The following is a 20,532-nucleotide window of genomic DNA, read 5'->3' as shown; positions in this document are numbered from 1 at the left end:
GACGCTAAACATTGCCGTATGCGTGAAGGTCAAGCCGCTCAGCGCACGCGGTGGTAAACCAGGGCCACTTCGCCGAGATCGCCGGTCTCCTGGTGCGCGACTGTCCACTTAGTACCCGGAAGGCCGTCGTCGAACAGGCGCGGACCGCCGCCGGCGATTTGCGGGCAGATGGTCAGGTACAGCGTGTCGATGAGGTCCTCGGCCAGCAGCGCCTTGATCACGCTGACGCTGCTGTTGACCAGGATGTCGCCCTCGCCGTCGGCCTTGAGCTGGGCGACGACCTCGGCGGCGGGCGCGTTCACGACGCGCGTGCGCTCCCATGGCGATTCGGTGAGCGTGCTCGACAGGACGACCTTTTCCGTGTCCACCAACCACTTCGCGTAACCGCGATCGCGCGGGTCGGCGTTTTCGTCGGCGGCGACGGTCGGCCAGAAGCCGAGGAAGCCTTCCGCGTTGCGGCGGCCGAGCAGGGCGGTCGTCGCGTTCTCCCAGATGCGGGTCATCTGGTTGCGGGCGGTTTCCGTGGTGACGTAAGGGATGATCGCGCTCATGTCGCCAGGGCCTTCCGGGCCGTGGTAGCGGCCGTCGAGGGTCAGGGCGAGGTTGGCGGTGACACGACGCTCGGTCATGACTGGGTTTCCTTTCGGGTGATGACTTCGGTGAGGTGGTCGAGGACCTGTCCCCAGCCGGTTTCGATTCCGGCGATGGCGGACACGGCCTCGACGGTTGTCGCACTGATTTCCAGACCCAGCCGCAGCCGGGTGCCGCCGTTCGCCGCGGCGGCGAGGGCGAGGTCGTAGTGGCCGCTGAACGCGACGGCTCCCGCCGCGTCCAGCACCGACAGGTCGAACCCGAGCCGCTCGGTTTCGCGAGCGGTCCGGACCTGCCCTTCCGAGCGGTAGGTGCCTTCGGCGTCGCGGTAGGCGAGAACGACGCGCCCACCCGGCTCCGGTTCGAGGACACACTCGGTGACAGTCAGGGACGGCGGGACCCACCACGACGCCAGCAGCCCGGCGTCCGTCCAGTACCGCCAAACCGTTTCCGGCGGCACCGGCAGCACGCGCTCGAAGGAGAACGCGCGACCGTCGGCCCAGCGATCCCGGTCCGCGGCGGCGGTGTCGGCTTCGATCGCCGCGCGGTAACGGTCGAGCACGTCGCGCTCTCCCGCGTGCGCCTCGATCGTCGCGGCCAGCTTCTGGAGCTGGTCCGCGAATTCCCGCAGCGGAGCCGCTTCGGCCGCGTAGACCCGGCGCTGCCCGAGCGGAGCCATGGTGACCAGGCCGGCGCGGGCGAGGGTCTGCAGGTGCTTGGTCGTCTGCGGCTGCCGCAACCCGGTCAGCTCGGCCAGTTCGCCGACCGACCGCGGCCGTTCAGCGAGGAGCCCGACCAGCTGCCACCTGGTGGTGTCTGCGAGTGCTGCGGCGATCCCGTCCATGCACAGAAGTATTCACCAGATCGAATATTCGTGTCAAGGAATTCTTTTAGCCGGGCAGCAGCCGGGCCGCGAGGTTGCGGACCGCCAAGCCCCGTTTTGTGCGCGGGACCAGCATCGATGCCGCCGTCCAGACCCCGCGCTGCTTGGGCTTCACGCGCGCTCGATGGGTCGTCTCGTAGTGCGCGAACGCCTCGGCGTGTCCACCGTCAGCGAGCGCCGTGGCCAAGGTGTGCGCCCCGACGATCGCGAGGCTCGAACCGTCGCCGAGCAGCGAGACGCACGACGCGGCATCGCCGACCAGCGCGACCCGGCCGTGCGACCAGCGAGGCGGATCGACCACCGCAACCGCGTCGAAGAAGACGTCATCCGCTGCTTCGAAACGGGCCAGCAACTCCGGGACCCGCCAGCCGAGACCCCGGTAGGCGGTGGACACGATTTCCTTGCCCTGTCCGGGATTCGGCGCGCGGAAGATGAACGCGACGCCGGAATTTCCCCGCACCGGATGGATCGCCACGAGCCGGCCTGGGGTGTTCAGCAGAACCACGTCCTCCGGGTAGTCGGACGGCTCGCCGAGCGACACCGTCCCGACATACAGCCCGGCATGTCGGACGAACTTCTCCTCGGCGCCGAACACAAGCCGCCGCACTGCCGAATGCACGCCGTCCGCGCCGATCACCAGGTCGAACCGGCGCGGAGCAGCGTGCTCGAAGGTGACGTCAACCCCGCCGTCGTCCTGCTGCAACGCGGTGATGGTGTCGTCGAAGAGAATCTCCGCGTCGTCGCGCGCCGATTCGTACAGCGCGGTGGCGAGATCCGCGCGCGGGACCTCGATCTCCTTGCGCACGGCCATCCGCACCGTGGTCACCGAACGCCCGCGCGCGTTGAGCACTCGCAGCCGCTTCGCGTGCGTCGCGACCTCGCGCAACCGCGGCACAACGCCCATCGCGTCGGCCACCTCCATCGCGCCTGCGCGGACGTCCACCGGGTTGCCGCTGCTGCGCTGGCCAGCCGCCCGCTCTACGACAGTCGGCCGGAAACCGTTGCGCGCCAGCCAGAACGCGAGGGTCGAGCCAGCGATCCCGGCACCGCACACGAGGACGTCACGAGTCATGCCCTCCAAGATATCCGCACTCAGTGCAATCCTGCAATGAGTGCAGATTTGCATCCAGTGTCGTAAGCTGCCGAAGTGTCTCTCCGTGATCGCAAGCGCGCCCGCACCCGCCAAGCCCTGATCGACGCGGCGACGGACCTCTTCGAGCGCAACGGCTACGACGAGACGACCATCGCCGACATCGCCGCAGCCGCCGACATCGGCACGCGCACGTTCTTCAGCTACTTCGCCAGCAAGGAAGAACTGGTGTTCCCGGACGCCGAAAGCCGCGTGCAGGCGTTGCTCGAAGCCCTCGCCAACCGCGCCCCGGACGACCGGCCGATCGACCTGCTAGTCCGGGTCCTTGCCGACGGCGGCAAGGTCAGCGACGACATCATCGGCAAGCTGACCCCGTTGCGGATGCGGCTGCTCCAGACCGTGCCCGCCGTCCAAGGCCGGGCCCTGCAGATCCAGTTCGACGCCGAGCGCCGGATCGCCGAAATCCTCGCCGAAGCCTTTCCCGACGAGCTCGACGACCTCACCGCCCGCACGTTGACCGGTGCGTTCGCCGGCGCGGTGCGCGGAGCGTCGCAAGCCATGCTCGCCCGCACCGACGAACTGACCGCGGAACAGCGAACCCAAGCGACCCGGCAGGCCATCGTGAAGACGCTCGGACCGTTGCTCAACCGCGACTGACGTGCTCCGCGCACAGGCACGCCACCGCGGTGTCGATCCACTCGCGTCCCTCCCACTCCGGATGCCGCTTGATCAGTTCCTCCCGTACCTCCGCGATCACGGTCTCCTCGGCCATCGCTGAATCGCGGCGACGCCAAGTCTCGTCGCGGAGCAGTTCAAGGTAGGCGCGCAGGTCGTCGAGCAGCTCCGGACCGCTGATGTCGCCGTGGCCGGGGACGACGATTTCCGGCCGCTGCTCGGAAAGTTTCCGCATGACCTCGATCCAGCGGATGCCGGACACGTCGGTGTCGTGCGGCGGGAACCACGGGAAGATCGCGAACTGGCCGGTCTCGGCGAGGTCGCCGGTGAACAGGACGCCCGCGTCCGGGACCGTCACGACCTGGTCGCCCTTGCTGTGCGCGCGGCCGGTGGCACGCAGCTGCACCACGCGCCCGCCGAGGTCGAGGTCATGCGAAGAGTCGTAGACGACGTCCGGGGCCGGCAGCTCGACGCCCTCCAGCTGCCGCGCGACCGGCTCTCCTAGGCCGGTGAACATCTGCAGGTAGCCGGGTCCTTTCGTAGCGAGGTCAGTCGCCTGCGCGCGGTTGACCAGGTAGGTCGCGGCCCCGGCGAAGGTCTGCGCGCCGAACGCGTGCTCGGGGTGGAAATGCGTGGTGGTGAGGTAAATCCGGCGGCCGCGCGCGTACTCGGTCGCGAATTTCAGCACGGTTTCCGCGTTGCGCGGCCCCATGCCGGTCTCGACGACGAGCACGGAATGCGTCCCGCCGACGACCCCGACGTTCGGCACCAGCTGCACGCCCTGGTTCGGGACCACGACCAGGTCGCGGGCGAGTTCGCGCACCTGCGAGATCCGCACGACGGGATCGGGATACGGATAGTCGGCCATCGCCGGATGCTCCTTGAGAAAATGTGGGATCAGTGACCCTTCCAGTCCAGCGCCGCGCCCGCGCTGCGTCCAAGACCGATCCGCTTTTCCCGATACCGCACGGGTATTGTCGCTGGTCGTGGATCTCCGTTCGCTCCGGTACTTCGTCGCGGTCGCCGAGGAACGCCACTTCGGCCGGGCGGCGGCGCGGCTGCACATGACCCAGCCGCCGCTGAGCCGTGCGATCAAACAGCTCGAAACCGACCTCGGCGCGGCCCTGCTGAACCGTTCGCCGTCCGGGGTCACGCTCACCGCCGCCGGAACCGCGCTCTACGACGAGGCTCGCACCCTGCTAGAGGCAGCGGACCAAGCCCGCGCGAAGGTCGCCGCGGCCGCCGGGCCCGGGACGCTCACGCTCGGCACCCTCGCCGACAGTTCCGAACCGGTCGGGATCCGGCTCGCCGGCGAGTTCCGCGAACGGCATCCGGGCGTGCGGATCAGCGTCCGCGAGGCCGATCTCACCGACCCGACCACCGGGCTGCGCGCCGGGCTCGTGGACGTCGCGCTCACCCGGATTCCGTTCGACACCACCGGAATCCGCACGCACGTGCTGCGTTCCGACCCGATGGGCGTCGTCCTGCGCGCGGACGATCCGCTGGCCGGACGCGACGAGGTGCGCCGGGAGGAACTCGCTGACCGCGCGTGGTTCCGGTTCCCGGACGGCACCGACCCGCGGTGGCAGGCGTTCTGGAGCGGCGGCGCGGGCGGGCCGGTCGTGCGGACGGTGCACGAATGCCTGCAAGCCGTGCTGTGGAACGGAACTGTCGGGCTCGCCCCGCTCGCGCACTCGTTTCCCGAAGGCGTCGCGACGGTTCCGCTGGCGGACTGTCCGCCGAGTCAGCTCGTGGTCGCGTGGCGCGAGGATTCGACGCCGCCGCTGGTCCGCTCGTTCGTCGAACTCGCCGTGCGCATCGCCGGGCTCGACCGCCGCGAAACGCTCGCGAACCCGTAGGCTGGGCCCGGAGATCGGGGAGGTGTGGGCCGTGCCGGGACGCAATCCGCTGCGGGTCCTGCGCAAATGCGCGGACTGGTTCGAAAACCGCGGCGTGTACATCCCTGGCGAGGAAAGCCGCGCGGTCGACCCGGTGCGCGACTTCGGCTGGCTCATGGTCGCGTGGGGCGCCGGCGTCGCGGTGTTCATCCTGTTGTTCGCGTTCGCGGTCTGAATCCCGACTTGCGGCCGTTGACATCGGGGTGATGACTGTCACCCGGAGTGCTCTTTCGATCACGGATCGGCCACGGCTGTACACCAGGTCCGCGTCTTCCGCACCGTGACGGCATTAGTGCCGCCAGAGTGGAGCGGGTCCGCTCGGCAACTACGCCGAACGGCACACCGCCCCGCCCCGACTGGAGTACCCCCGCGATGGCGCCCCCGCGCACCCCGAAACTGCTGTTGACCGCCTGCCTGCTGTTTTCCGTGGCAGCCTGCGGCGGGGTCAACGCTCGGGAAGGCTCGGCCGCGATGGGCGTCGGCAACCCGGCGGCGCAGCCCGCGGCCGCGCAAGCCTCCGGTGACCTGCAGTTCGGCGCCAACCACCGGTTCGCCAGCGGGATCACGGTGTCGCTGTCGGCCCCGCAGTCGTTCCAGCCGAGCCCGGCGGCGTATCCGCGCAGTGCCCGGGCTGCGGCGTTCTACATCCAGGTCACGAACAACGGCACTGATCCGTACCGGGTTTCCGCGCTCTCGGTGACGGCGACGGTCGCTGGGAAGCCCGCCAAGCAGGTTGTGGACGCCACGCAGGGTCTCGGCGGCGTTTCCGACGCGGGCAAGGATCTGCTGCCGGGCCGGTCTACGCAGGTCACGCTCGCTTTCGCGGTGCCCGCCGAGAGCGCGCGGATGGCGGTGCAGGTGCGGCCCAGCACGGGCGAGCCCGCCGTCGTCACCTATTGCGGAGACGCCTGAATTACCCTCGTCTCCATGACCGACCAGCGACTTGCCGAGGGCGACGAAGCGCCCGGATTCACCCTGCCGGACAGCACCGGCAAGAACGTCTCGCTCAGCGACTTCCGCGGCCAGTCCGTGGTGGTGTACTTCTATCCGGCCGCGGGGACGCCGGGGTGCACCAAGCAGGCTTGCGATTTCCGGGACAATCTCGCGGAGCTGAACGACGCGGGATATCAGGTGCTGGGGATTTCGCCGGACAAGCCGGAGAAGCTGGCCAAGTTCGTGGAAGCGGAGGGGCTGACGTTCCCGCTGTTGTCCGATGTGGACAAGGAAGTGCTGTCCGCGTGGGGCGCGTTCGGGGAGAAGAAGAATTACGGAAGGGTTTACCAGGGGGTGATCCGGTCTACGTTTATCGTGGACGCGGAGGGCAAGATCGCCAAGGCCGCTTATAACGTGCGGGCTACTGGACATGTGGCCAAATTGATTCGGGACTTGGGGATTGCTTCCTGAATTGTTTCGCGGAGCGCGGAGAGGCTGGATACGCCTCTCCGCGCCTGGTCAGCGACGCACCTGGTAGCGCAGGTGAAGCACCCGGTCGCCTTGAACCACATCGGGGTTCTCCAGCAGGTGCTGTGCGTTGACTGAGCCGAAGTAGCGTTTGCCGGAGCCGAAGATGACGGGTGCCATGTCCATGCGTACCTCGTCAATTAGGCCTGCCGCGAGGACCTGACCGCCTACATTTCCTGCGGCGACTTCGACTGTACGGTCGCCTGCCAGCTCTTGTGCTTTCGCTACGGCTGCTTTCACGCCGTCGACGAAGTGGAATGGCGCCTCGGGGTTCCAGCCTTCGGGTGCCGGGCGGTGCGTCACTACGACTACGTGGTCGATTCCGCTTGGCGGCTTTCCGTCCCAGCCGTCGGTCAGGTCGAAGACGTGACGGCCGACGATCGTCACCCCGATCTGGTCCCAATACTGGCGGGTGTAGTCGTAGGACTGCTGCGACACCTTTAGCGCGCCGCTGTCGTCCAGCGGGACGTCGCCGCTGGTCAACCAGTCGAACAGGGGGCCGGGCTGGTCGTTTTCGTCGGCGATGAAGCCGTCCGCCGACACGGAGCTGTACATGACGACCTTGCCCACGGGGTCTCCTTTGCACTGGGGTGACCCCAAATTAGCGGGTGGCGAGCTGCGGCTCTTGTAAGAAATCAATCGGTCGGCAGCGGCCAGTTGTTCAGCGTGTGGCCGGGGTGTTCGCGCAGGAAGCGCCGCCGGACTTCGAGGTACTGGGTCGGGGTGAGGCCGGTGAAGGCGCGGAACTCGTGGCCGAAGTGAGCCTGGTCGAAGTAGCCCGCTCGACCCGCTACGTCGCCCCAGTCGATCGGGCCGGTGGGGTCCAACGCGAACACGGTGGCGGTGAAGCGGTGGGTGCGGGCCAGCCGTTTGGGAGTGACGCCAACGAGTTCTTTGAACCGCTTCGCCAAGTGGGTGCTGCTGACTCCGGCTGCCGCGGTCAGCTCGCCGATCGGCATCGACCCGTTGGTCGCGGCGATGATGCGGCTTGTGTGGCGGACCAGGCCTAGGCCGGAGGTCTCCTGCAGCCGACGCATCAGTTCGTCTTCCAGCAGGGTCAGCATCTGGTGCGGACTGTTTGCCGTGGCCAGGCGGTCTCGCAACGCGGCGACGGCGGATCGGCCCCAGATCTGTTCTAGCGTCACCGGACGGTCGCACAGTTCGGTCGCGGGCATCGGCAGGAACGGGGCCAGACCCCACGGTTTGACGTGCACGCCGACGGAGCGGGTCCGGGGCGGGTAGCCGAACTCGTACGCGCGGGTGGGCATGGTGATCACGCAGCCGTCGGCGTACTCGGCCGTCTCGAGGACGGTACGGATGCGGAAGGACGCGCCGAGGTTGACGATGAGCAGCGCGGCAGGTGCTGGCGGCAGCGTCAGGCGGGCATATGGCGGCGCGCCCTCCAGGTAGTAGAGGTCGTCGATCAGCCCGTCCAGCGGCGGTCTCGGCGGTCTGGACACGTACTCCACGCCCACAGCATTGCCGACGCCGGCCAGCAAGCGCTACCCGTGGAAATTCGCCGGGAAGCGCACAGTGAAAGTCGTGCCTTCGCCGGGAGTGCTGGTGGCGGTTACTTCGCCGCCGTGGGCTTCGGTCAATTTGCGCACGATTGCCAGGCCTAGGCCGCTGCCGCCGGAGATTCGGCTTCTCGACGGGTCGGCGCGCCAGAAGCGGTCGAAAACGCGCGGCAGATCTTCTGGGGAGATGCCGGTTCCGGTGTCGGTTACTTCGAAAATCGCGTCGTTTTCCCGTTGGGTCGCGGTGACGGTCACTGAGCCGCCGGGCGGGGTGTGGCGGATCGCGTTGGAGACCAAATTGTCGAGGGCTTGGCGCAGACGTACCGGGTCCGCGGTGATGGCCGGGTTTTCCATCGGCGGAACGGAAAGCTGGACGCCCGCGGTTTCGGCGCGCGGGGCGTGGGCGGCGGCGAGGTGGGTCAGCAGGGTGTTCGCGTCGATGGGTTCGGGGTGGACGCGCAGGGCACCGGCGTCGGCCAGGGCCAGGTCTTGCAGGTCGTCCACGATGTGTTGCAGGTGGACCGCTTCTTCGAGCAGGGAGGCGACCAGGTCGTCGTCCAGCTGGCTGATGCCGTCTTGGGTCGCTTCCAGCCAGCCTCGGATGGTGGCCAGCGGCGTGCGCAGTTCGTGCGCGACGTCGCTGACCATCGCTTTGCGGGCGTTCTCCAGCTCTTCCCTCGCCCGCGCCATGTCGTTGAACGCGGTGGCCAGGCGGGCGATCTCGTCCTTGCCTTTGACGCGGACCCGGGCGCCCGTTTCGCCGGCCTTCAGGCGTTGGGCCGCGCCGGTCAACGCGCGGAGGGGGCGGATCAGGCGGATCGACGCCAGTGCGGTGACGATGACCGTCAGCAGGAGGATCGCGGCGGTGACGGCGATGAGCTTCGTGCGGTTTTCCGACGACAGAGTGAAGCCGGTCGGGGGCTGGTCAGTGCCTTTTTCGGTGATGTAGAGCCAGGCCGCGGGTGCGACGTAGGGGGTCAGCTGCTCTTTGCGGGCGGAGGTTACGCAGTTGGTGATGGTCTGGTCGGTGGTTTGGACGACCGGGCCCTCGAAGGTCCACAACAAGCCCAGTTTGGCTACCGGGATCGTGCTGTCGTTCCGGCCGAGGCAGGCGTCGATCAGGCCGGACAGCTTGGTCAGAGCGGCGCGCTCGGTCTCGGTGGGGCGTTCCAGCAGAGCGGTGCCGCATTGGGCGGTGCCAGCGGGGGCGATGACCCTCGGATGGCCGCTCGGGGAGATTTCCATGCTGCCCAGGCCGGTTCGGCGTTGGGTGCAGGAAAGGACTTTTTCGGCGACCTCCTGGAGGTCGTCGCGTTCGTCCGCGGGGAGCTTGTAGGGGCCGACCGCGTCGGGGTCGATCCGGTCGGGGGTGGATTTGATGCCGAGGCGGGTGTCGACGGCCAAGGGGTCGATGACCGCGGAAGGCTGCGCCGGGAGCTTGCCGGGGTTCTGTTCCGAGCTGGCGATCAGTTTGCCCTGCGGGGTGGTCAGGACGATTTTGCGACCGGTTTTGTCCGCGTAGTCGTTGATGGTCTTGGTCGCGCCGGACCACGTGGGATGGGTCGCCGCGTAGGAAAGCAGGGCTTGGTAGATCGTGCCGTCGTCGGCGAAGAGCTGGCCTTGTTCTCGTTCGATGGCACCGGAAGTGGTCCGGGAAGCCAGCCAGGCGGTGGCGGCGATCGCGCACACCGCGATGGCGGCGGTGACCGCGAAGAGGCGGAAGAGGAGGCTACGGGGCATCGGACTTGGCGGTCAGTTTGTAGCCCACGCCGTAGACCGTGAGGAGTTTCGCCGGCTTTCTCGGATTGGGTTCGATTTTCTTTCTGAGGTTCATGATGTGCACGTCAATAGCGCGCTGGGTGATGTAGCGGTCGAAACCGTGCAGGTGTTCCAAGAGTTGCGCCCTGGTGAAAACCTGGTCCGGCCGCGCGGCCATGACCTCCAGGATCCGGAATTCTCCCGGAGTGGTTTCGATCGGGTTTCCGCTTACCGCGACCTCGTGTTTGTCTTTGTCGACAGTCAGGGTGCCCACTTTGATGGGACCGTCTTTCGCCGCGTTCGTTCGCCGGAGCAGGGTCCGGACCCTAGCCATGAGTTCACGCGGGCTGTAGGGCTTGGTGACGTAGTCGTCCGCGCCCAGGTCGAGGCCTTGGAGCAGATCGTCCTCGGTCGAGCGGGCCGTCAGCATGAGGATCGGCAGGTCGGAGGACGCCCGGATGGTCCGGCAGACGGTCAGGCCGTTCATGCCGGGGAGCATGACGTCCAGGATGAGCAGATCGGGTTCTGCCGTGCGGATTTCCGCCAGTGCGGCTTCGCCGGTGGGCGCGACGGTGACGGTGTGCTGCTCGTGTTCCAGATAGCGGCGGACCAGTTCCGCTTGTTTGGGATCGTCTTCGGCAAGGACGATATTGGCGCACATGCTTGCCGAGACTAGCCGCAGGCCCACCCCGGAGCCACCAGCGCGGCTCCGGGGCGGACCCGTCAGTTATGCGTCGGCCAATTTCCGCAGGGCTGGCAGAAGTGCGCGCAGGGCTTTGCCCCGATGGGAAGCGGCGTCTTTTTCCGCCGGGGAAAGTTCCGCGCTGGTTTTCGTTTCGTTTTCCGGCACGAAGATCGGGTCGTAGCCGAAACCGTTGGTTCCGTGCTTTTCCCGCGTCAGCGTGCCTCGCCATTCGGCGCGGACCGTCGTGGCCTCGCCGGACGGAAGCGCCAGTACCGCCGCGCAGACGAAGGCCGCGCCCCGGCGCTCGTCCGGGGTGTCCGTCAGCTGCGCCAGCACCAGGTTCAGGTTCGCTTCGTCATCGCCGTGCTTGCCGGACCAGCGCGCGGACAGGACCCCGGGCATGCCGTTGAGGGCGTCGACGGTCAGGCCCGAGTCGTCCGCGATGGCGGGCAACCCGGTGGCGGCTACCGCGTCCCGCGCTTTGGCCGCCGCGTTGCCTTCGAAGTCGGGAGCGGTTTCCGGGGCCTCCGGGAACTCCTCGACGTCGTTCAGGCCGAGCACCTCGACGCCCTGGATGCCTTCCGCTTCCAGGATCCGGCGCAGTTCGCCCAGCTTCTTCGCGTTCCGGGTGGCCAGCAGCAGCTTGGTCACTTCTGGCCCTTCTTCTTGTCCGGCCGCGGTTCCGGCAGCTCGCCCGGGTACGGCAGGGCCAGCGCCTCGTTCTGCAGCCGCGTCAGTTCCTCGCAGCCGGCCAGCGCCAGGTCCAGCATGGTGTCCAAAGTGGACCTCGCGAAGGTGGCGCCCTCGCCGGTCCCCTGCACCTCGATCAGGGTTCCGGCGTCGGTGGCGACCACGTTCATGTCGACCTCGGCGCGCGAGTCTTCCTCGTACGGCAGGTCAAGGCGCACCCGGCCGTCGACGACGCCGACGCTCACCGCGGCCACCGAGGACGACAGCGGCTGCGGGTCGTTGAGCCGGTTCGCCGCGCCCAGCCAGGTGATCGCGTCCGCCAGGGCCACGTAGCCGCCGGTGACCGCGGCGGTGCGGGTGCCGCCGTCGGCCTGGATCACGTCGCAGTCGATGACGATGGTGTTCTCGCCGAGCGCGGCCAGGTCGATGCAGGCGCGCAGGGAGCGGCCGATCAACCGGGAGATCTCGTGCGTCCGGCCGCCGATCCGGCCCTTCACGGCTTCGCGGTCGCTGCGGGTGTTGGTCGCGGACGGAAGCATCGCGTACTCGGCGGTGACCCAGCCGAGACCGGACCCGGCACGCCAGCGCGGCACGCCCTCGGTCACGCTCGCCGCGCACAGCACCCTGGTGTTGCCGAACTCGACGAGCACCGACCCGGCAGGCCACTTCTGGAACCCGCGGGTGAGCTTCACTTCGCGGAGCTGGTCGTCGTTCCTGCCATCTTTTCTCACCACGGGGAGCACTCTAGGACGTACCTCTGACACTTTCGCGATCAGAGGTCGTAGACCGCGCCCTGAGTCACTAGCTCGGCATCCGGGAACACGGCTTTAGCCTCGGCCAGGACCGCATTTCGGTCCGTCCATGGCGCGACGTGGGTCAGCAGCAGGCGGCCGACACCAGCTTCCTTGGCCAACTCGCCAGCTTCTTTTCCGGAAAGGTGCACGCCTTCCGGACGGTCGGCGGCATCGGTCCAGGACGCTTCGGAGAGCAGGACATCGACACCGTCAGCCAGCTCGCCGAGGCCGCGACACAACCCGGTGTCGCCGGTGTACGCGAGGATGGTGCCGCCGTACGCGATGCGCAGGCCGAAAGCCGGCGTCGGGTGGTACACGGCAACAGCGGTCACGTCGAAGGGACCGATCTCGATCCTCTCTTCGCGCAACTCGTGGAACTCGTACACGTCCGACAGATCCGCAGCAGCGCGCTCAGCGGCGTCGGCGGCGTACGCGTGTGCGAGGCGCGAAGGCGCTTCTGCTGGCGCGTACAGCGGCAACCGCCTCGGCCGCGCCGGGTACGGCGGCGCGGGGTGGTAGCGGCGAAGCACGGTAAGGGAGTTGACGTCGGCGCAGTGGTCGGCGTGCAGGTGCGAGAGGACGAGCGCGTCCAGGTCGAACGGGTCCAGCACGGTCTGCAGTTGGGCGAACGCGCCGGTGCCCAGCTCGAGGCCGAGCCGGTAGCCCTCCGCCTCCAGGAGGTACCCGGACGCGGCGGCGTCCGGCCCGGGGATGCTGCCCGAACACCCGAGGATCGTCAGTCGCACCCCGTCACCCTAACTCCGCTCAGCAGCGGCGCAGCGTCACGCGCTGACCGGGTCCAGCGCACCCGGCGCGAAGCCCATGAACCGCTGCGCCAAGCGGGCGAACGGCTCCGGCGAACCGGTGGCGAGGAACTCGTGCTTCGGCGGCTCGTCGCGCTCGGCGAGCAGGTCGAGTTCGGTCAGCACGCGGTAGAGGTCTTTGGCGGTTTCGTCGGCGCTGGAGACGAGCGTGACGTCCTGTCCCATCACGATCTGCAGCACGCCGGACAGCAGCGGATAGTGCGTGCAGCCGAGGATGAGCGTGTCGACCTCGGCTTCGAGCAACGGCTGCAGATAACCCTGTGCCAGCCCGAGAATCTGTCGGCCGGTAGTGATCCCGCGCTCCACGAAGTCCACGAAGCGCGGGCAGGCGACGCTGGTGAGGCGTACGGCCGGCGCGGCGGCGAAGGCGTCGTCGTACGCCCTCGAACGCACAGTGCCTTCGGTGCCGATCAGGCCGACGCGTCCGCTGTGTGTGGCGACAGCGGCCCGCCGCGCAGCGGGAAGGACCACTTCGATGACTGGTACGTCGTAGCGTTCGCGCGCGTCGCGAAGGCAGGCCGCAGACGCCGTGTTGCACGCGATCACCAACGCCTTCACGCCGCTCTCGACCATGTCGTCGAGAGCGGCCAACGCGTACTCGCGAGCGGTGGCGATGGGCAGCGGGCCGTACGGGTTGCGCGCGGTGTCGCCGACGTAGCGGAGCTGTTCGGCAGGCAGCAGTTCGAGAATCGAGCGTGCGACGGTGAGCCCGCCGACGCCGGAGTCGAAAACACCGATGGGCGCGCCGGGAGAACTCACGCCCCGAGGTTACCCGGCGTCGTCGGCTCGATCTTCGGGGATTTGACGCGTTCGCCGCGTGAAGTCAGCCACGCGGCGAGGATGCCGGCCAGCGCGCCGAAGAGGTGGCCCTGCCAGGAGATGCCGGGATTGCCGGGCAGCAGGCCCCAGAGCATCCCGCTCCAGACGCCGAGCAGCACGACCGCGACCGCGATCTGCGCGAGCGACCGGTGGAACAGGCCGCGCACCAGCAGGTACGCGAGCCAGCCGAAGGCCAGCCCGGACGCGCCGACGGTGTAGGCGTCCGACGGCCCGACGAGCCACACCCCGATCCCGGACACCGCCCAGATGATCGCCGTGACCACGGCGAACCGGCCGATGCCCGCCGCCATCGCGAGGAAGGAGAACACGAGCACCGGCACCGTGTTGGAGAACAGGTGCGACCAGTTGGCGTGCAGCAGCGGCGCCCAGAGAATGCCGTCGAGGCTGGACGCGTGGCGTGCCAGGATCCCGCCGTCGGTGAACTTGCCCGGCAGGATCACATCGAGCAGTTCCACGAGGTACAGCACCCCGACGAACCCCAGCGCGACGAACGCCGCGGCCTTGGGATTGGGCGGCAGGATGCGCTTCGCGGCGTCGACCGGCTTGCCGCCGCCTGGTACGGGCGGCGGCGACGTCGGCGGGAGGGGAGGCAGTGTGCTCACGTCCTCAGGCTACGTCGGCGGGAGGCGGACGGCCTCGGGAGAAATCCCTGAACTTGGCCCCTGGGTGACCTGCCGTGAAGGACTCCTTGAGGGAATCTGATTCCTTCAAGGAGCCCTTCACGGACCGCTAGTCACACCATTGCGGGCTTCCGGAGCAAGTTTCCATAGGCAGCGGCGAACAAGGCGGAAAGCAATGCGGCCACCGCCGCCACCGCGAAGCTCCATCCCGGACCGCCTGCCGACAGCACCACCGCGCCCACCGCTCCGGCGAGGCTGCTGCCCACCACCCGGACCAGCGCGTTGATCCCGCCGGCGGCGGCCGTCTTCGCGGGCTCGACGTGCTCGACCGCCATCGTCCCCAGCGCGGCGTAACCGAGCCCGATCCCCAGCCCCAGCACCGCCGCGACGGCATAAAGCCCGAGCCCGTCCCCCGGCAACGTCGTCAGCCACAACGCGGCCACCAGCACCACCGCCGAACCGCCAGCGACCAGCGCGGGCGCGCTGAACCGGCGCATCAACGAGCCGGCCAGCACGGAAACCACCAGCATCAAGATCGTCGTCGGCAAGAGATAAAGCCCCACCTGCAACACCGACGCCCTGAGCACGCCTTGCGCGTACGCCGAAAGCGTCATGATCGTGGCGAACAACGCGAAGCCGAGCAGGAACGACGCCACCGTCGCGCCGACCGTTTTTCGGTGCAGCAGCATGGGAATCTCGATCAGCGGCGTCTTCGTGCGCCGCGCCGTCACCACCCACACCGCCGCCAGCACGACGGCCGCGACCAGCAGTCCGACGGTCGCCCAGCCCCATTCGGAACCCTTGCTGATCGCCAGCAGCAGGCAGATCAGCCACCCCGACACCAGCACCGCGCCCAGCAGGTCCGGCGAACCGCTCCGCACCGCGGCCGTCCGGTCCTCCTTAACCGCGGCGACCAGCACGAACGCCACCACGCCGAGCGCCGCCAGCACCCAGAACACCAGCTGGTGATCGCCCCCGGCCAGCCCGGCGAGGATCATCCCGCCGCCGCTCCCGGCACCGATCGTCGCGCTCAGAACGCCGATCGCAGTCGGCAGCGAGCGGGCCGGCAAAACGGTCCTGACCTGTCCGATCGCCAGCGGCAGCAACGGCGCGGCCGCGCCCTGCAGGATCCGGCCGACGACTAGCAGCGGCAGCGAGTCCGCCACCGCCGCCAGCACCGATCCCCCGACCAGCAACGCGAGCACGACCAGCGACATCGTGCGCCTGCCGTAGAGGTCGCCGAGCTGCGCGACCAGCGGAATCGCGACCGCGCCCGCCAGCAGCCCGGCGGTCAGCGCCCACGAAACCGAACTCAGCGGCACGCCCAGCTTGAGCTGCAGCTGCGGCAGCAACGGCACCACGACGGTCATCTGCAAAGTCCCGACCGCCACCGCGAACGCCAGCGCGGCGACCGTCCCCCAGTAGTTTTTATACATGTATAAAAAGTAGCATGGCGACATGCCAGCGCGCACCGGCCGACCGCCGAAGATCTCCAAGGCCGACATCGTGGCCGCCGCCCACCGGGTCATCGAGGAGGACGGCGTCGACGCGTTGACCATGCGGCGGCTGGCCCGCGAGGTCGGCAGCACGGCGATGGCGCTCTACCACCACGTGCGCGACAAAGAGGGCCTGCTTCTCCTGCTGCTGGACGATTACGCGCACGGCAAGATGCCTCGGCCGGAGAACCTCCCGGAGGAACCGGCGGAGCGGATCGTGGCGGTCGCGAAGGCGATGCGGGACGGGCTGGCGAGTTGCCCGTGGATCGTGGACGTCCTGCGCTCCGACGACCTGCTGTCCGTCGGCGGGCTGTGGTATCCGGAGAAAATCGTTGCGGCGGCGGTAAAAGCGGGCCTGCCGGCCGATACGGCGGTGGAGGTCTACCGAGCGGTGTGGCACTACACGCTGGGCGAGATCAGTTCCCGCGCGGCCGCCGCGCGCCGACGGGATCGGGGCGGCGACACCTACCGCGAGCGAGTCTTCGCGGAACTGGACGCGACGGAATTCCCGGCGCTCGCCGAGATCGGACCGCGCTGGGAAACCCTTACCGCACAAGACACTTACGAACGAGGCGTCCGCGCACTCGTCGTAGGATTACTGCCGTGAGGGGAACCCTGAGGGAATCAGAGTCCCTCAGGGTTCCCCTCACGGAAGGTCAGGCCCAGAGCTGACCGTCAAGCCGTTCTGCAGCTTCGTCCAGCGACCCGGAATACGCGCCGGTCGACAGATACTTCCAGCCGGCGTCCGCGACCACGAAGGCCACGTCCGCCTTCTCGCCGCGAGCGGCGGCCTTCTCCGCGACCCCGAGCGCCGCGTGCAGCACCGCGCCCGTGGAGATCCCGGCGAAAATGCCCTCGTGCTCCAGCAACTCCCGCGTTCGCCGGAGAGCGTCGTACGCCCCCACCGAATAGCGTCCGTTGAGCACACTCTCGTCGTAGAGCTCCGGCACGAACCCCTCGTCGAGGTTGCGCAGGCCGTACACCAGCTCGCCGTACCGGGGTTCGGCCGCGATGACCTGGACGTCCGGCTTGGTCTCGTGCAGGTACCGCCCGACGCCCACCAGCGTCCCGGTCGTGCCGAGCCCGCCGACGAAATGGGTCAGCGTCGGCAGGTCCTTCAGCAGCTCCGGCCCGGTCCCGCGATAGTGCGCGTCCGCGTTGGCCGGGTTGCCGTACTGGTACAGCATCACCCAGTCCGGGTTCTGCTTCGCCAGCTCCTTGGCCCGCCGCACCGCCTCGTTCGAACCGCCCGCGGCCGGCGAGAACACGATCCGCGCGCCGTACGCCTGCAGCAACTGCTTGCGTTCGGTGGAGGTGTTCTCCGGCATCACGCACACCAGGCCGTAGCCCTTGAGCTTCGCGGCCATGGCCAGCGAAATCCCGGTGTTGCCCGAGGTCGGTTCGAGGATCGTGGACCCGCGCCGCAGGATGCCGTCCCGCTCCGCCGCCTCGATCATGGCCAGCGCGGGCCGGTCCTTGATCGAGCCGGTCGGGTTGCGGTCCTCGAGCTTCGCCCACAGCCGCACCTCGTCGGTCGGCGACAGCCGGGGCAGGCCGACCAGGGGGGTGCCGCCGAGTGCGTCGAGGAGGGACTCGTAGCGAGTCATCGACTCAGCGCGCGCCGCCCGCGACGGCGGGCAGGATGGTGAGGGTGTCGCCGTCCTTGACCTCGGCGTCGAGCCCGCCGGAGAAGCGCACGTCCTCGTCGTTGACGTAGACGTTGATGAAGCGGTGCAGCTTCTCCTCCTTGACCAGGCGCGCCTTCAGCCCGGCGTGCCGCGACTCGACGTCGTCGATGATCTCGAGGACGGTCTTGCCCGCCGCCTCGACGGACTTCTCGCCGCCGGTGTGGGTGCGCAGGATGGTCGGGATGGACACGGTCACGGCCATGGTTCTTACCTCCGGGTGGGTTCCTACACGCTGACGCATCGGACGCCGCGCTTTATTCCGCTGGAGTTCAGTCGAGGATCTCGACCGGCTCCTCGGTGATCTCGGCGTCCACGATCCGGTACGAGCGGAACTCGTGCGAATCGGGCTCTCTTGTCGAGACGAGCACGTAGTGCGCGTCGGGTTCGGCGGCGATGTTCGCGTCGGTGCGCGACGGATAGGCCTCGGTCGCCGTGTGCGAGTGGTAGATGACCACCGGGACCTCGTCGTTCGCGTCCATCTCGCGGTAAAGCTTGAGCAGGTCGCCCGAGTCGAACTCGTAGAACGTCGGCGAGCGCGCGGCGTTCAGCATCGGGATGAACCGCTCGGGGCGGTCCGAGCCCACAGGACCGGCCACCACCCCGCACGCTTCGTCGGGGTGGTCACGGCGGGCGTGGGCGACGATCTCGTCGACGAGTTCACGGCGGATCCGGAGCACACGCACATCTTAGTTCGTGGACCGAGCGAGTCCACACTGTGAGAGCTACCGCTCATCCGCAGGTCAGGGCACAATAACGGGATGCCGGTGTCCTCGAAGGTCCGCGAACGCTGCCGTCCGCTGCTGGCCGAGGGCGACGTCGTCCAGTACGTGTTCCCCGCCACATCGCTGATGATTTCGATGATGGCCGCGCACCGGAGCTTCGTCGTCGTGGTCACCGATCGGCACGTGACGGTGCTGGCCTGCAGCACTTTCCGCCGGTCGAAGCCGGTTTCGGTGTGGGCGCAGCTGCCGCGCTCGACCGAACTGGGCCCGGTGGAGCTGCATCCGTCGCTCGGGCCGGCCGTGTCGTTCGGCGACCTCGTGCTGGAGATCGACGAGGAGTACGTGGCCACCGTGCGCGCCGCCGATCTCGAACGGAGCGAGGACGCCCTCCCGCAAGACCCGTTCTGACCTCAGCCCAGCGCCTCCGGCCACACGTCCCGATACGCCGGGATGCCAGCCGCGGAGGTCGCCGACAGCAGCCCGTGCACCATCGCCCGCGCGAACACCCGCGCCGACGCCGCGCACAACGCGTCCAACGCACCCGCCCGCGCGGCCACCGCGAACGACCCAGGCTCCCCCGGCAGCTCCCGCGCGCCCGTCGCCAGCGCGAACACGGTGTCGCCGTCGAACATCGAATGCGCCGGACGCACCGCGCGCGCCAACCCGTCCTGCGCGGCCACCGCCAACCGGCGTGCCTCGGCCTTCGTCAACTCCGCATCGCAAGCCACCACACCGATCGTGGTGTTCAGGTCGGTCCGCTGCCCTGGCACCTCGCCCGGCCGATCCGGCCAGCGGACGCCGAACTCGCCGTCCACTTCATGGTCTCCGGCAAACGCTCGCCCAGTCGCGAAATCCACGGCCTGGCCCGCCGCGTTCACCGCGACGATCGCGCCGGCGGTCACCTCGCCGACGACCTCGCTCGCCGTCCCGATTCCGCCCTTGAGCGAACCGACCACCGCGCCGGAGCCCGCGCCGACGGTGCCCATCGCGACGACGTCCCCGGCCGCTTCGCAAGCGGCGTAACCGAAATCGGCGTCCGGCCGATTGCCCCACTTGCTGCGCGGCAGATCGAACAGCACGGCCGCGGGCACGATCGGGACCACCTCATACGGCTGCGCCCCAACGGGAAACCCGAAATTCCGCTCGGACAGCCACCGCATCACGCCGTCCGCCGCCGCGAGCCCATACGCGCTGCCGCCGGAGAGACAGACCGCATTCACCTGCTGTACCAGGTTTTCCGGCTCCAGCAGATTGGTTTCGCGCGTTCCGGGCGCGCCGCCGCGCTGATCGACCGCGCCGGTCGCGCCGTCCGGCACGAGCACGACAGTGGTTCCGGTGGCCCAGCCGTCGCCGAGCCTCTCGTGATGGCCTACGAGCACGCCAGGAACGTCGGTGATTTTCCCGCCGGTCAGCCGGTCAGCGCCTGGATCAGCGTCTCCTGCACCCATGTGAGCCAATGGTAGACGCCGAGATGGGGTGCGCGGGGGTCGTCGTCGGGCAGTTCGTCGGGCATGTCCTCGGTGACGTCGAGCGCCGTGCCCAGCGCCAGCCGGACGTCGTTCAGCGCGCCGAGCCAGGCGTCGGCCTGCTCGAAAGTCAGCTTCACCGAACCGCCGTCGCGCGGGAGCGTGTCGAGCACGATCTTCGCGACGCCGACCTTCTTTTCCAGCAGCTCCGGCTCGTGCAGCGACCGCATCGCCGCCGCCGAATCGAGGTCCTCGCGGCTCGGGTTGTCCGGGTCGAGCCGGTGGAAGTCCGGCAGCAGCCGCGACAGCACCGGGTCGTCCGGCGATTCGGCGGGGCCGGTGCGGATCCCGGTCAGCTCGGCGAGTTCGTCCTGCGGGGCCTCCTCGGCCCGGGCGGTGAGCATGTCCTCGAGCTGCCCGACCAGCCCGCGCAGCACCGCGGCTTCCTGCTGTTCGAATCCGGCGAGGATGGCGTCCCCCTTGCGCCGCCAGGCCTTCACGAGGGCTGTTCCATGGTCGCCCACAGGCCCGCCGCGTGCAGCTTCGCCACGTCGGTCTCCACCTTCTCCTTCGAACCGGACGACACGATCGCCCTGCCCTTGTTGTGCACGTCGAGCATCAGCTTCGTGGCGTGGTCCCGGCTGTAGCCGAACAGCTTCTGCAGGACGTACGTCACGTACGACATCAGGTTCACCGGGTCGTTCCAGACGATCGTCCGCCAGGGCTGGTCGGATTCGGCCAGCTCGGCCCCGAGTGGATCGACCTGCGTCTGTTCGGATGCGACAGGCGTGGACATGCACACCATGGTGTCACGGGGCCATCCCGGTACGCCGC

At 68.7% G+C, this 20,532-nt stretch carries 27 protein-coding genes; 7 read left to right on the top strand and 20 right to left on the bottom strand.

The window, feature by feature from the left end:
* Positions 1–38: 38 nt before the first annotated feature.
* The 3 genes from ACWDNU_RS25315 to ACWDNU_RS25305 are packed head-to-tail and all read right to left on the bottom strand — an operon-like array spanning position 39 to position 2,546.
* Entirely contained in the window at positions 39–629 is a 591-nt protein-coding gene (locus ACWDNU_RS25315) for a dihydrofolate reductase family protein (RefSeq protein WP_370934729.1), read from the bottom strand.
* Positions 626–1,435, bottom strand: coding sequence for a metalloregulator ArsR/SmtB family transcription factor (locus tag ACWDNU_RS25310; RefSeq protein WP_449670713.1), 810 nt, complete (start codon positions 1,433–1,435; stop codon positions 626–628). Before ACWDNU_RS25310 ends, ACWDNU_RS25315 begins: the two co-directional genes overlap by 4 nt.
* Before the next feature lie 46 nt (positions 1,436–1,481).
* Complete coding sequence (locus tag ACWDNU_RS25305; RefSeq protein WP_449670712.1) at positions 1,482–2,546, bottom strand: FAD-dependent oxidoreductase; 1,065 nt, start codon at positions 2,544–2,546, stop codon at positions 1,482–1,484.
* Positions 2,547–2,621: 75 nt separating this feature from the next.
* Between ACWDNU_RS25305 and ACWDNU_RS25300 the strand changes: the two genes are divergently transcribed.
* Entirely contained in the window at positions 2,622–3,221 is a 600-nt protein-coding gene (locus tag ACWDNU_RS25300) for a TetR/AcrR family transcriptional regulator (RefSeq protein WP_449670711.1), read from the top strand.
* Here the strand turns inward: ACWDNU_RS25300 and ACWDNU_RS25295 are convergent.
* The gene (locus tag ACWDNU_RS25295) at positions 3,208–4,107 is read right to left on the bottom strand and encodes an MBL fold metallo-hydrolase (protein WP_449670710.1); all 900 of its coding nucleotides are present in this window, start codon (positions 4,105–4,107) and stop codon (positions 3,208–3,210) included. The two genes, ACWDNU_RS25300 and ACWDNU_RS25295, sit on opposite strands and share 14 nt — an antisense overlap.
* 118 nt (positions 4,108–4,225) lie before the next feature.
* Here ACWDNU_RS25295 and ACWDNU_RS25290 point away from each other — a divergent pair, with 118 nt between their 5' ends.
* From ACWDNU_RS25290 to bcp, 4 genes are all read left to right on the top strand, one after another.
* A complete protein-coding gene (locus ACWDNU_RS25290) occupies positions 4,226–5,098 on the top strand; it encodes a LysR family transcriptional regulator (RefSeq protein WP_449670709.1) in 873 nt (290 codons plus the stop codon).
* A 31-nt stretch (positions 5,099–5,129) separates the two neighbouring features.
* Positions 5,130–5,312 (top strand): hypothetical protein, encoded by a 183-nt coding sequence (locus ACWDNU_RS25285; protein WP_116205006.1) that lies wholly within the window; start codon positions 5,130–5,132, stop codon positions 5,310–5,312.
* Positions 5,313–5,509: 197 nt separating this feature from the next.
* Positions 5,510–6,049, top strand: coding sequence for a hypothetical protein (locus ACWDNU_RS25280; protein WP_370934723.1), 540 nt, complete (start codon positions 5,510–5,512; stop codon positions 6,047–6,049).
* A gap of 15 nt (positions 6,050–6,064) precedes the next feature.
* Positions 6,065–6,541, top strand: coding sequence for a thioredoxin-dependent thiol peroxidase (gene bcp, locus ACWDNU_RS25275; protein WP_370934722.1), 477 nt, complete (start codon positions 6,065–6,067; stop codon positions 6,539–6,541).
* A 48-nt stretch (positions 6,542–6,589) separates the two neighbouring features.
* Here bcp and ACWDNU_RS25270 read toward each other — a convergent pair whose 3' ends face one another.
* From ACWDNU_RS25270 to ACWDNU_RS25225, 10 genes are all read right to left on the bottom strand, one after another.
* Positions 6,590–7,168, bottom strand: a complete 579-nt coding sequence (locus ACWDNU_RS25270; RefSeq protein ID WP_449670708.1) for a dihydrofolate reductase family protein — start codon at positions 7,166–7,168, stop codon at positions 6,590–6,592.
* Positions 7,169–7,233: 65 nt separating this feature from the next.
* On the bottom strand, positions 7,234–8,067 hold the full coding sequence (locus ACWDNU_RS25265) for a helix-turn-helix domain-containing protein (protein ID WP_449670707.1): 834 nt from the start codon (positions 8,065–8,067) through the stop codon (positions 7,234–7,236).
* 33 nt (positions 8,068–8,100) lie between these two features.
* Positions 8,101–9,855 carry a sensor histidine kinase gene (locus ACWDNU_RS25260; protein WP_449670706.1) on the bottom strand — a complete coding sequence of 585 codons (1,755 nt, stop codon included), beginning with the start codon at positions 9,853–9,855 and terminating at the stop codon, positions 8,101–8,103.
* Positions 9,845–10,534, bottom strand: coding sequence for a response regulator transcription factor (locus tag ACWDNU_RS25255; RefSeq protein ID WP_344271637.1), 690 nt, complete (start codon positions 10,532–10,534; stop codon positions 9,845–9,847). The genes ACWDNU_RS25260 and ACWDNU_RS25255 overlap by 11 nt, the downstream gene beginning before the upstream one ends.
* A gap of 66 nt (positions 10,535–10,600) precedes the next feature.
* A complete protein-coding gene (gene rdgB, locus ACWDNU_RS25250; RefSeq protein ID WP_344271634.1) occupies positions 10,601–11,209 on the bottom strand; it encodes an RdgB/HAM1 family non-canonical purine NTP pyrophosphatase in 609 nt (202 codons plus the stop codon).
* Positions 11,206–11,982, bottom strand: coding sequence for a ribonuclease PH (rph, locus tag ACWDNU_RS25245; RefSeq protein ID WP_182891025.1), 777 nt, complete (start codon positions 11,980–11,982; stop codon positions 11,206–11,208). The genes rdgB and rph overlap by 4 nt, the downstream gene beginning before the upstream one ends.
* A gap of 38 nt (positions 11,983–12,020) precedes the next feature.
* Positions 12,021–12,788: an MBL fold metallo-hydrolase gene (locus ACWDNU_RS25240; RefSeq protein ID WP_449670705.1), complete on the bottom strand. Its 768-nt coding sequence runs from the start codon at positions 12,786–12,788 to the stop codon at positions 12,021–12,023.
* Positions 12,789–12,824: 36 nt separating this feature from the next.
* Positions 12,825–13,625: a glutamate racemase gene (gene murI, locus ACWDNU_RS25235; RefSeq protein WP_449670704.1), complete on the bottom strand. Its 801-nt coding sequence runs from the start codon at positions 13,623–13,625 to the stop codon at positions 12,825–12,827.
* A complete protein-coding gene (locus tag ACWDNU_RS25230) occupies positions 13,622–14,308 on the bottom strand; it encodes a rhomboid family intramembrane serine protease (protein WP_370934715.1) in 687 nt (228 codons plus the stop codon). The genes murI and ACWDNU_RS25230 overlap by 4 nt, the downstream gene beginning before the upstream one ends.
* Positions 14,309–14,439: 131 nt before the next feature.
* Complete coding sequence (locus ACWDNU_RS25225; RefSeq protein WP_449670703.1) at positions 14,440–15,762, bottom strand: MFS transporter; 1,323 nt, start codon at positions 15,760–15,762, stop codon at positions 14,440–14,442.
* A 22-nt stretch (positions 15,763–15,784) separates the two neighbouring features.
* On the opposite strand from ACWDNU_RS25225, the gene ACWDNU_RS25220 reads away from it, so the two are divergent.
* Positions 15,785–16,429 (top strand): TetR/AcrR family transcriptional regulator, encoded by a 645-nt coding sequence (locus ACWDNU_RS25220; RefSeq protein ID WP_449670702.1) that lies wholly within the window; start codon positions 15,785–15,787, stop codon positions 16,427–16,429.
* Positions 16,430–16,478: 49 nt separating this feature from the next.
* Here the strand turns inward: ACWDNU_RS25220 and ACWDNU_RS25215 are convergent, their stop codons facing one another.
* The 3 genes from ACWDNU_RS25215 to ACWDNU_RS25205 all read right to left on the bottom strand — a co-directional run bounded on the left by ACWDNU_RS25215 (position 16,479) and on the right by ACWDNU_RS25205 (position 18,187).
* Positions 16,479–17,429, bottom strand: coding sequence for a PLP-dependent cysteine synthase family protein (locus ACWDNU_RS25215; RefSeq protein WP_370934712.1), 951 nt, complete (start codon positions 17,427–17,429; stop codon positions 16,479–16,481).
* A gap of 4 nt (positions 17,430–17,433) precedes the next feature.
* Positions 17,434–17,712: a MoaD/ThiS family protein gene (locus ACWDNU_RS25210; RefSeq protein WP_370934711.1), complete on the bottom strand. Its 279-nt coding sequence runs from the start codon at positions 17,710–17,712 to the stop codon at positions 17,434–17,436.
* Between the two features lie 67 nt (positions 17,713–17,779).
* A complete protein-coding gene (locus tag ACWDNU_RS25205) occupies positions 17,780–18,187 on the bottom strand; it encodes a Mov34/MPN/PAD-1 family protein (RefSeq protein WP_067593663.1) in 408 nt (135 codons plus the stop codon).
* An 81-nt stretch (positions 18,188–18,268) separates the two neighbouring features.
* Between ACWDNU_RS25205 and ACWDNU_RS25200 the strand changes: the two genes are divergently transcribed.
* Positions 18,269–18,640, top strand: a complete 372-nt coding sequence (locus ACWDNU_RS25200; RefSeq protein ID WP_449670701.1) for a hypothetical protein — start codon at positions 18,269–18,271, stop codon at positions 18,638–18,640.
* A gap of 2 nt (positions 18,641–18,642) precedes the next feature.
* On the opposite strand, the gene ACWDNU_RS25195 is transcribed toward ACWDNU_RS25200, so the two are convergent.
* From ACWDNU_RS25195 to clpS, 3 genes are read right to left on the bottom strand one after another with little or no spacing between them, the layout of a single operon-like run.
* Positions 18,643–19,680 (bottom strand): P1 family peptidase, encoded by a 1,038-nt coding sequence (locus ACWDNU_RS25195; RefSeq protein ID WP_449670700.1) that lies wholly within the window; start codon positions 19,678–19,680, stop codon positions 18,643–18,645.
* Positions 19,641–20,198, bottom strand: coding sequence for a DUF2017 domain-containing protein (locus tag ACWDNU_RS25190; RefSeq protein WP_067593672.1), 558 nt, complete (start codon positions 20,196–20,198; stop codon positions 19,641–19,643). Before ACWDNU_RS25190 ends, ACWDNU_RS25195 begins: the two co-directional genes overlap by 40 nt.
* Positions 20,195–20,494 carry an ATP-dependent Clp protease adapter ClpS gene (gene clpS / locus ACWDNU_RS25185; protein WP_067593947.1) on the bottom strand — a complete coding sequence of 100 codons (300 nt, stop codon included), beginning with the start codon at positions 20,492–20,494 and terminating at the stop codon, positions 20,195–20,197. Before clpS ends, ACWDNU_RS25190 begins: the two co-directional genes overlap by 4 nt.
* Positions 20,495–20,532 lie beyond the last annotated feature (38 nt).

This window comes from Amycolatopsis sp. NPDC003676 (assembly GCF_053587275.1).
This window is presented reverse-complemented; position numbering and strand designations above follow the sequence as displayed.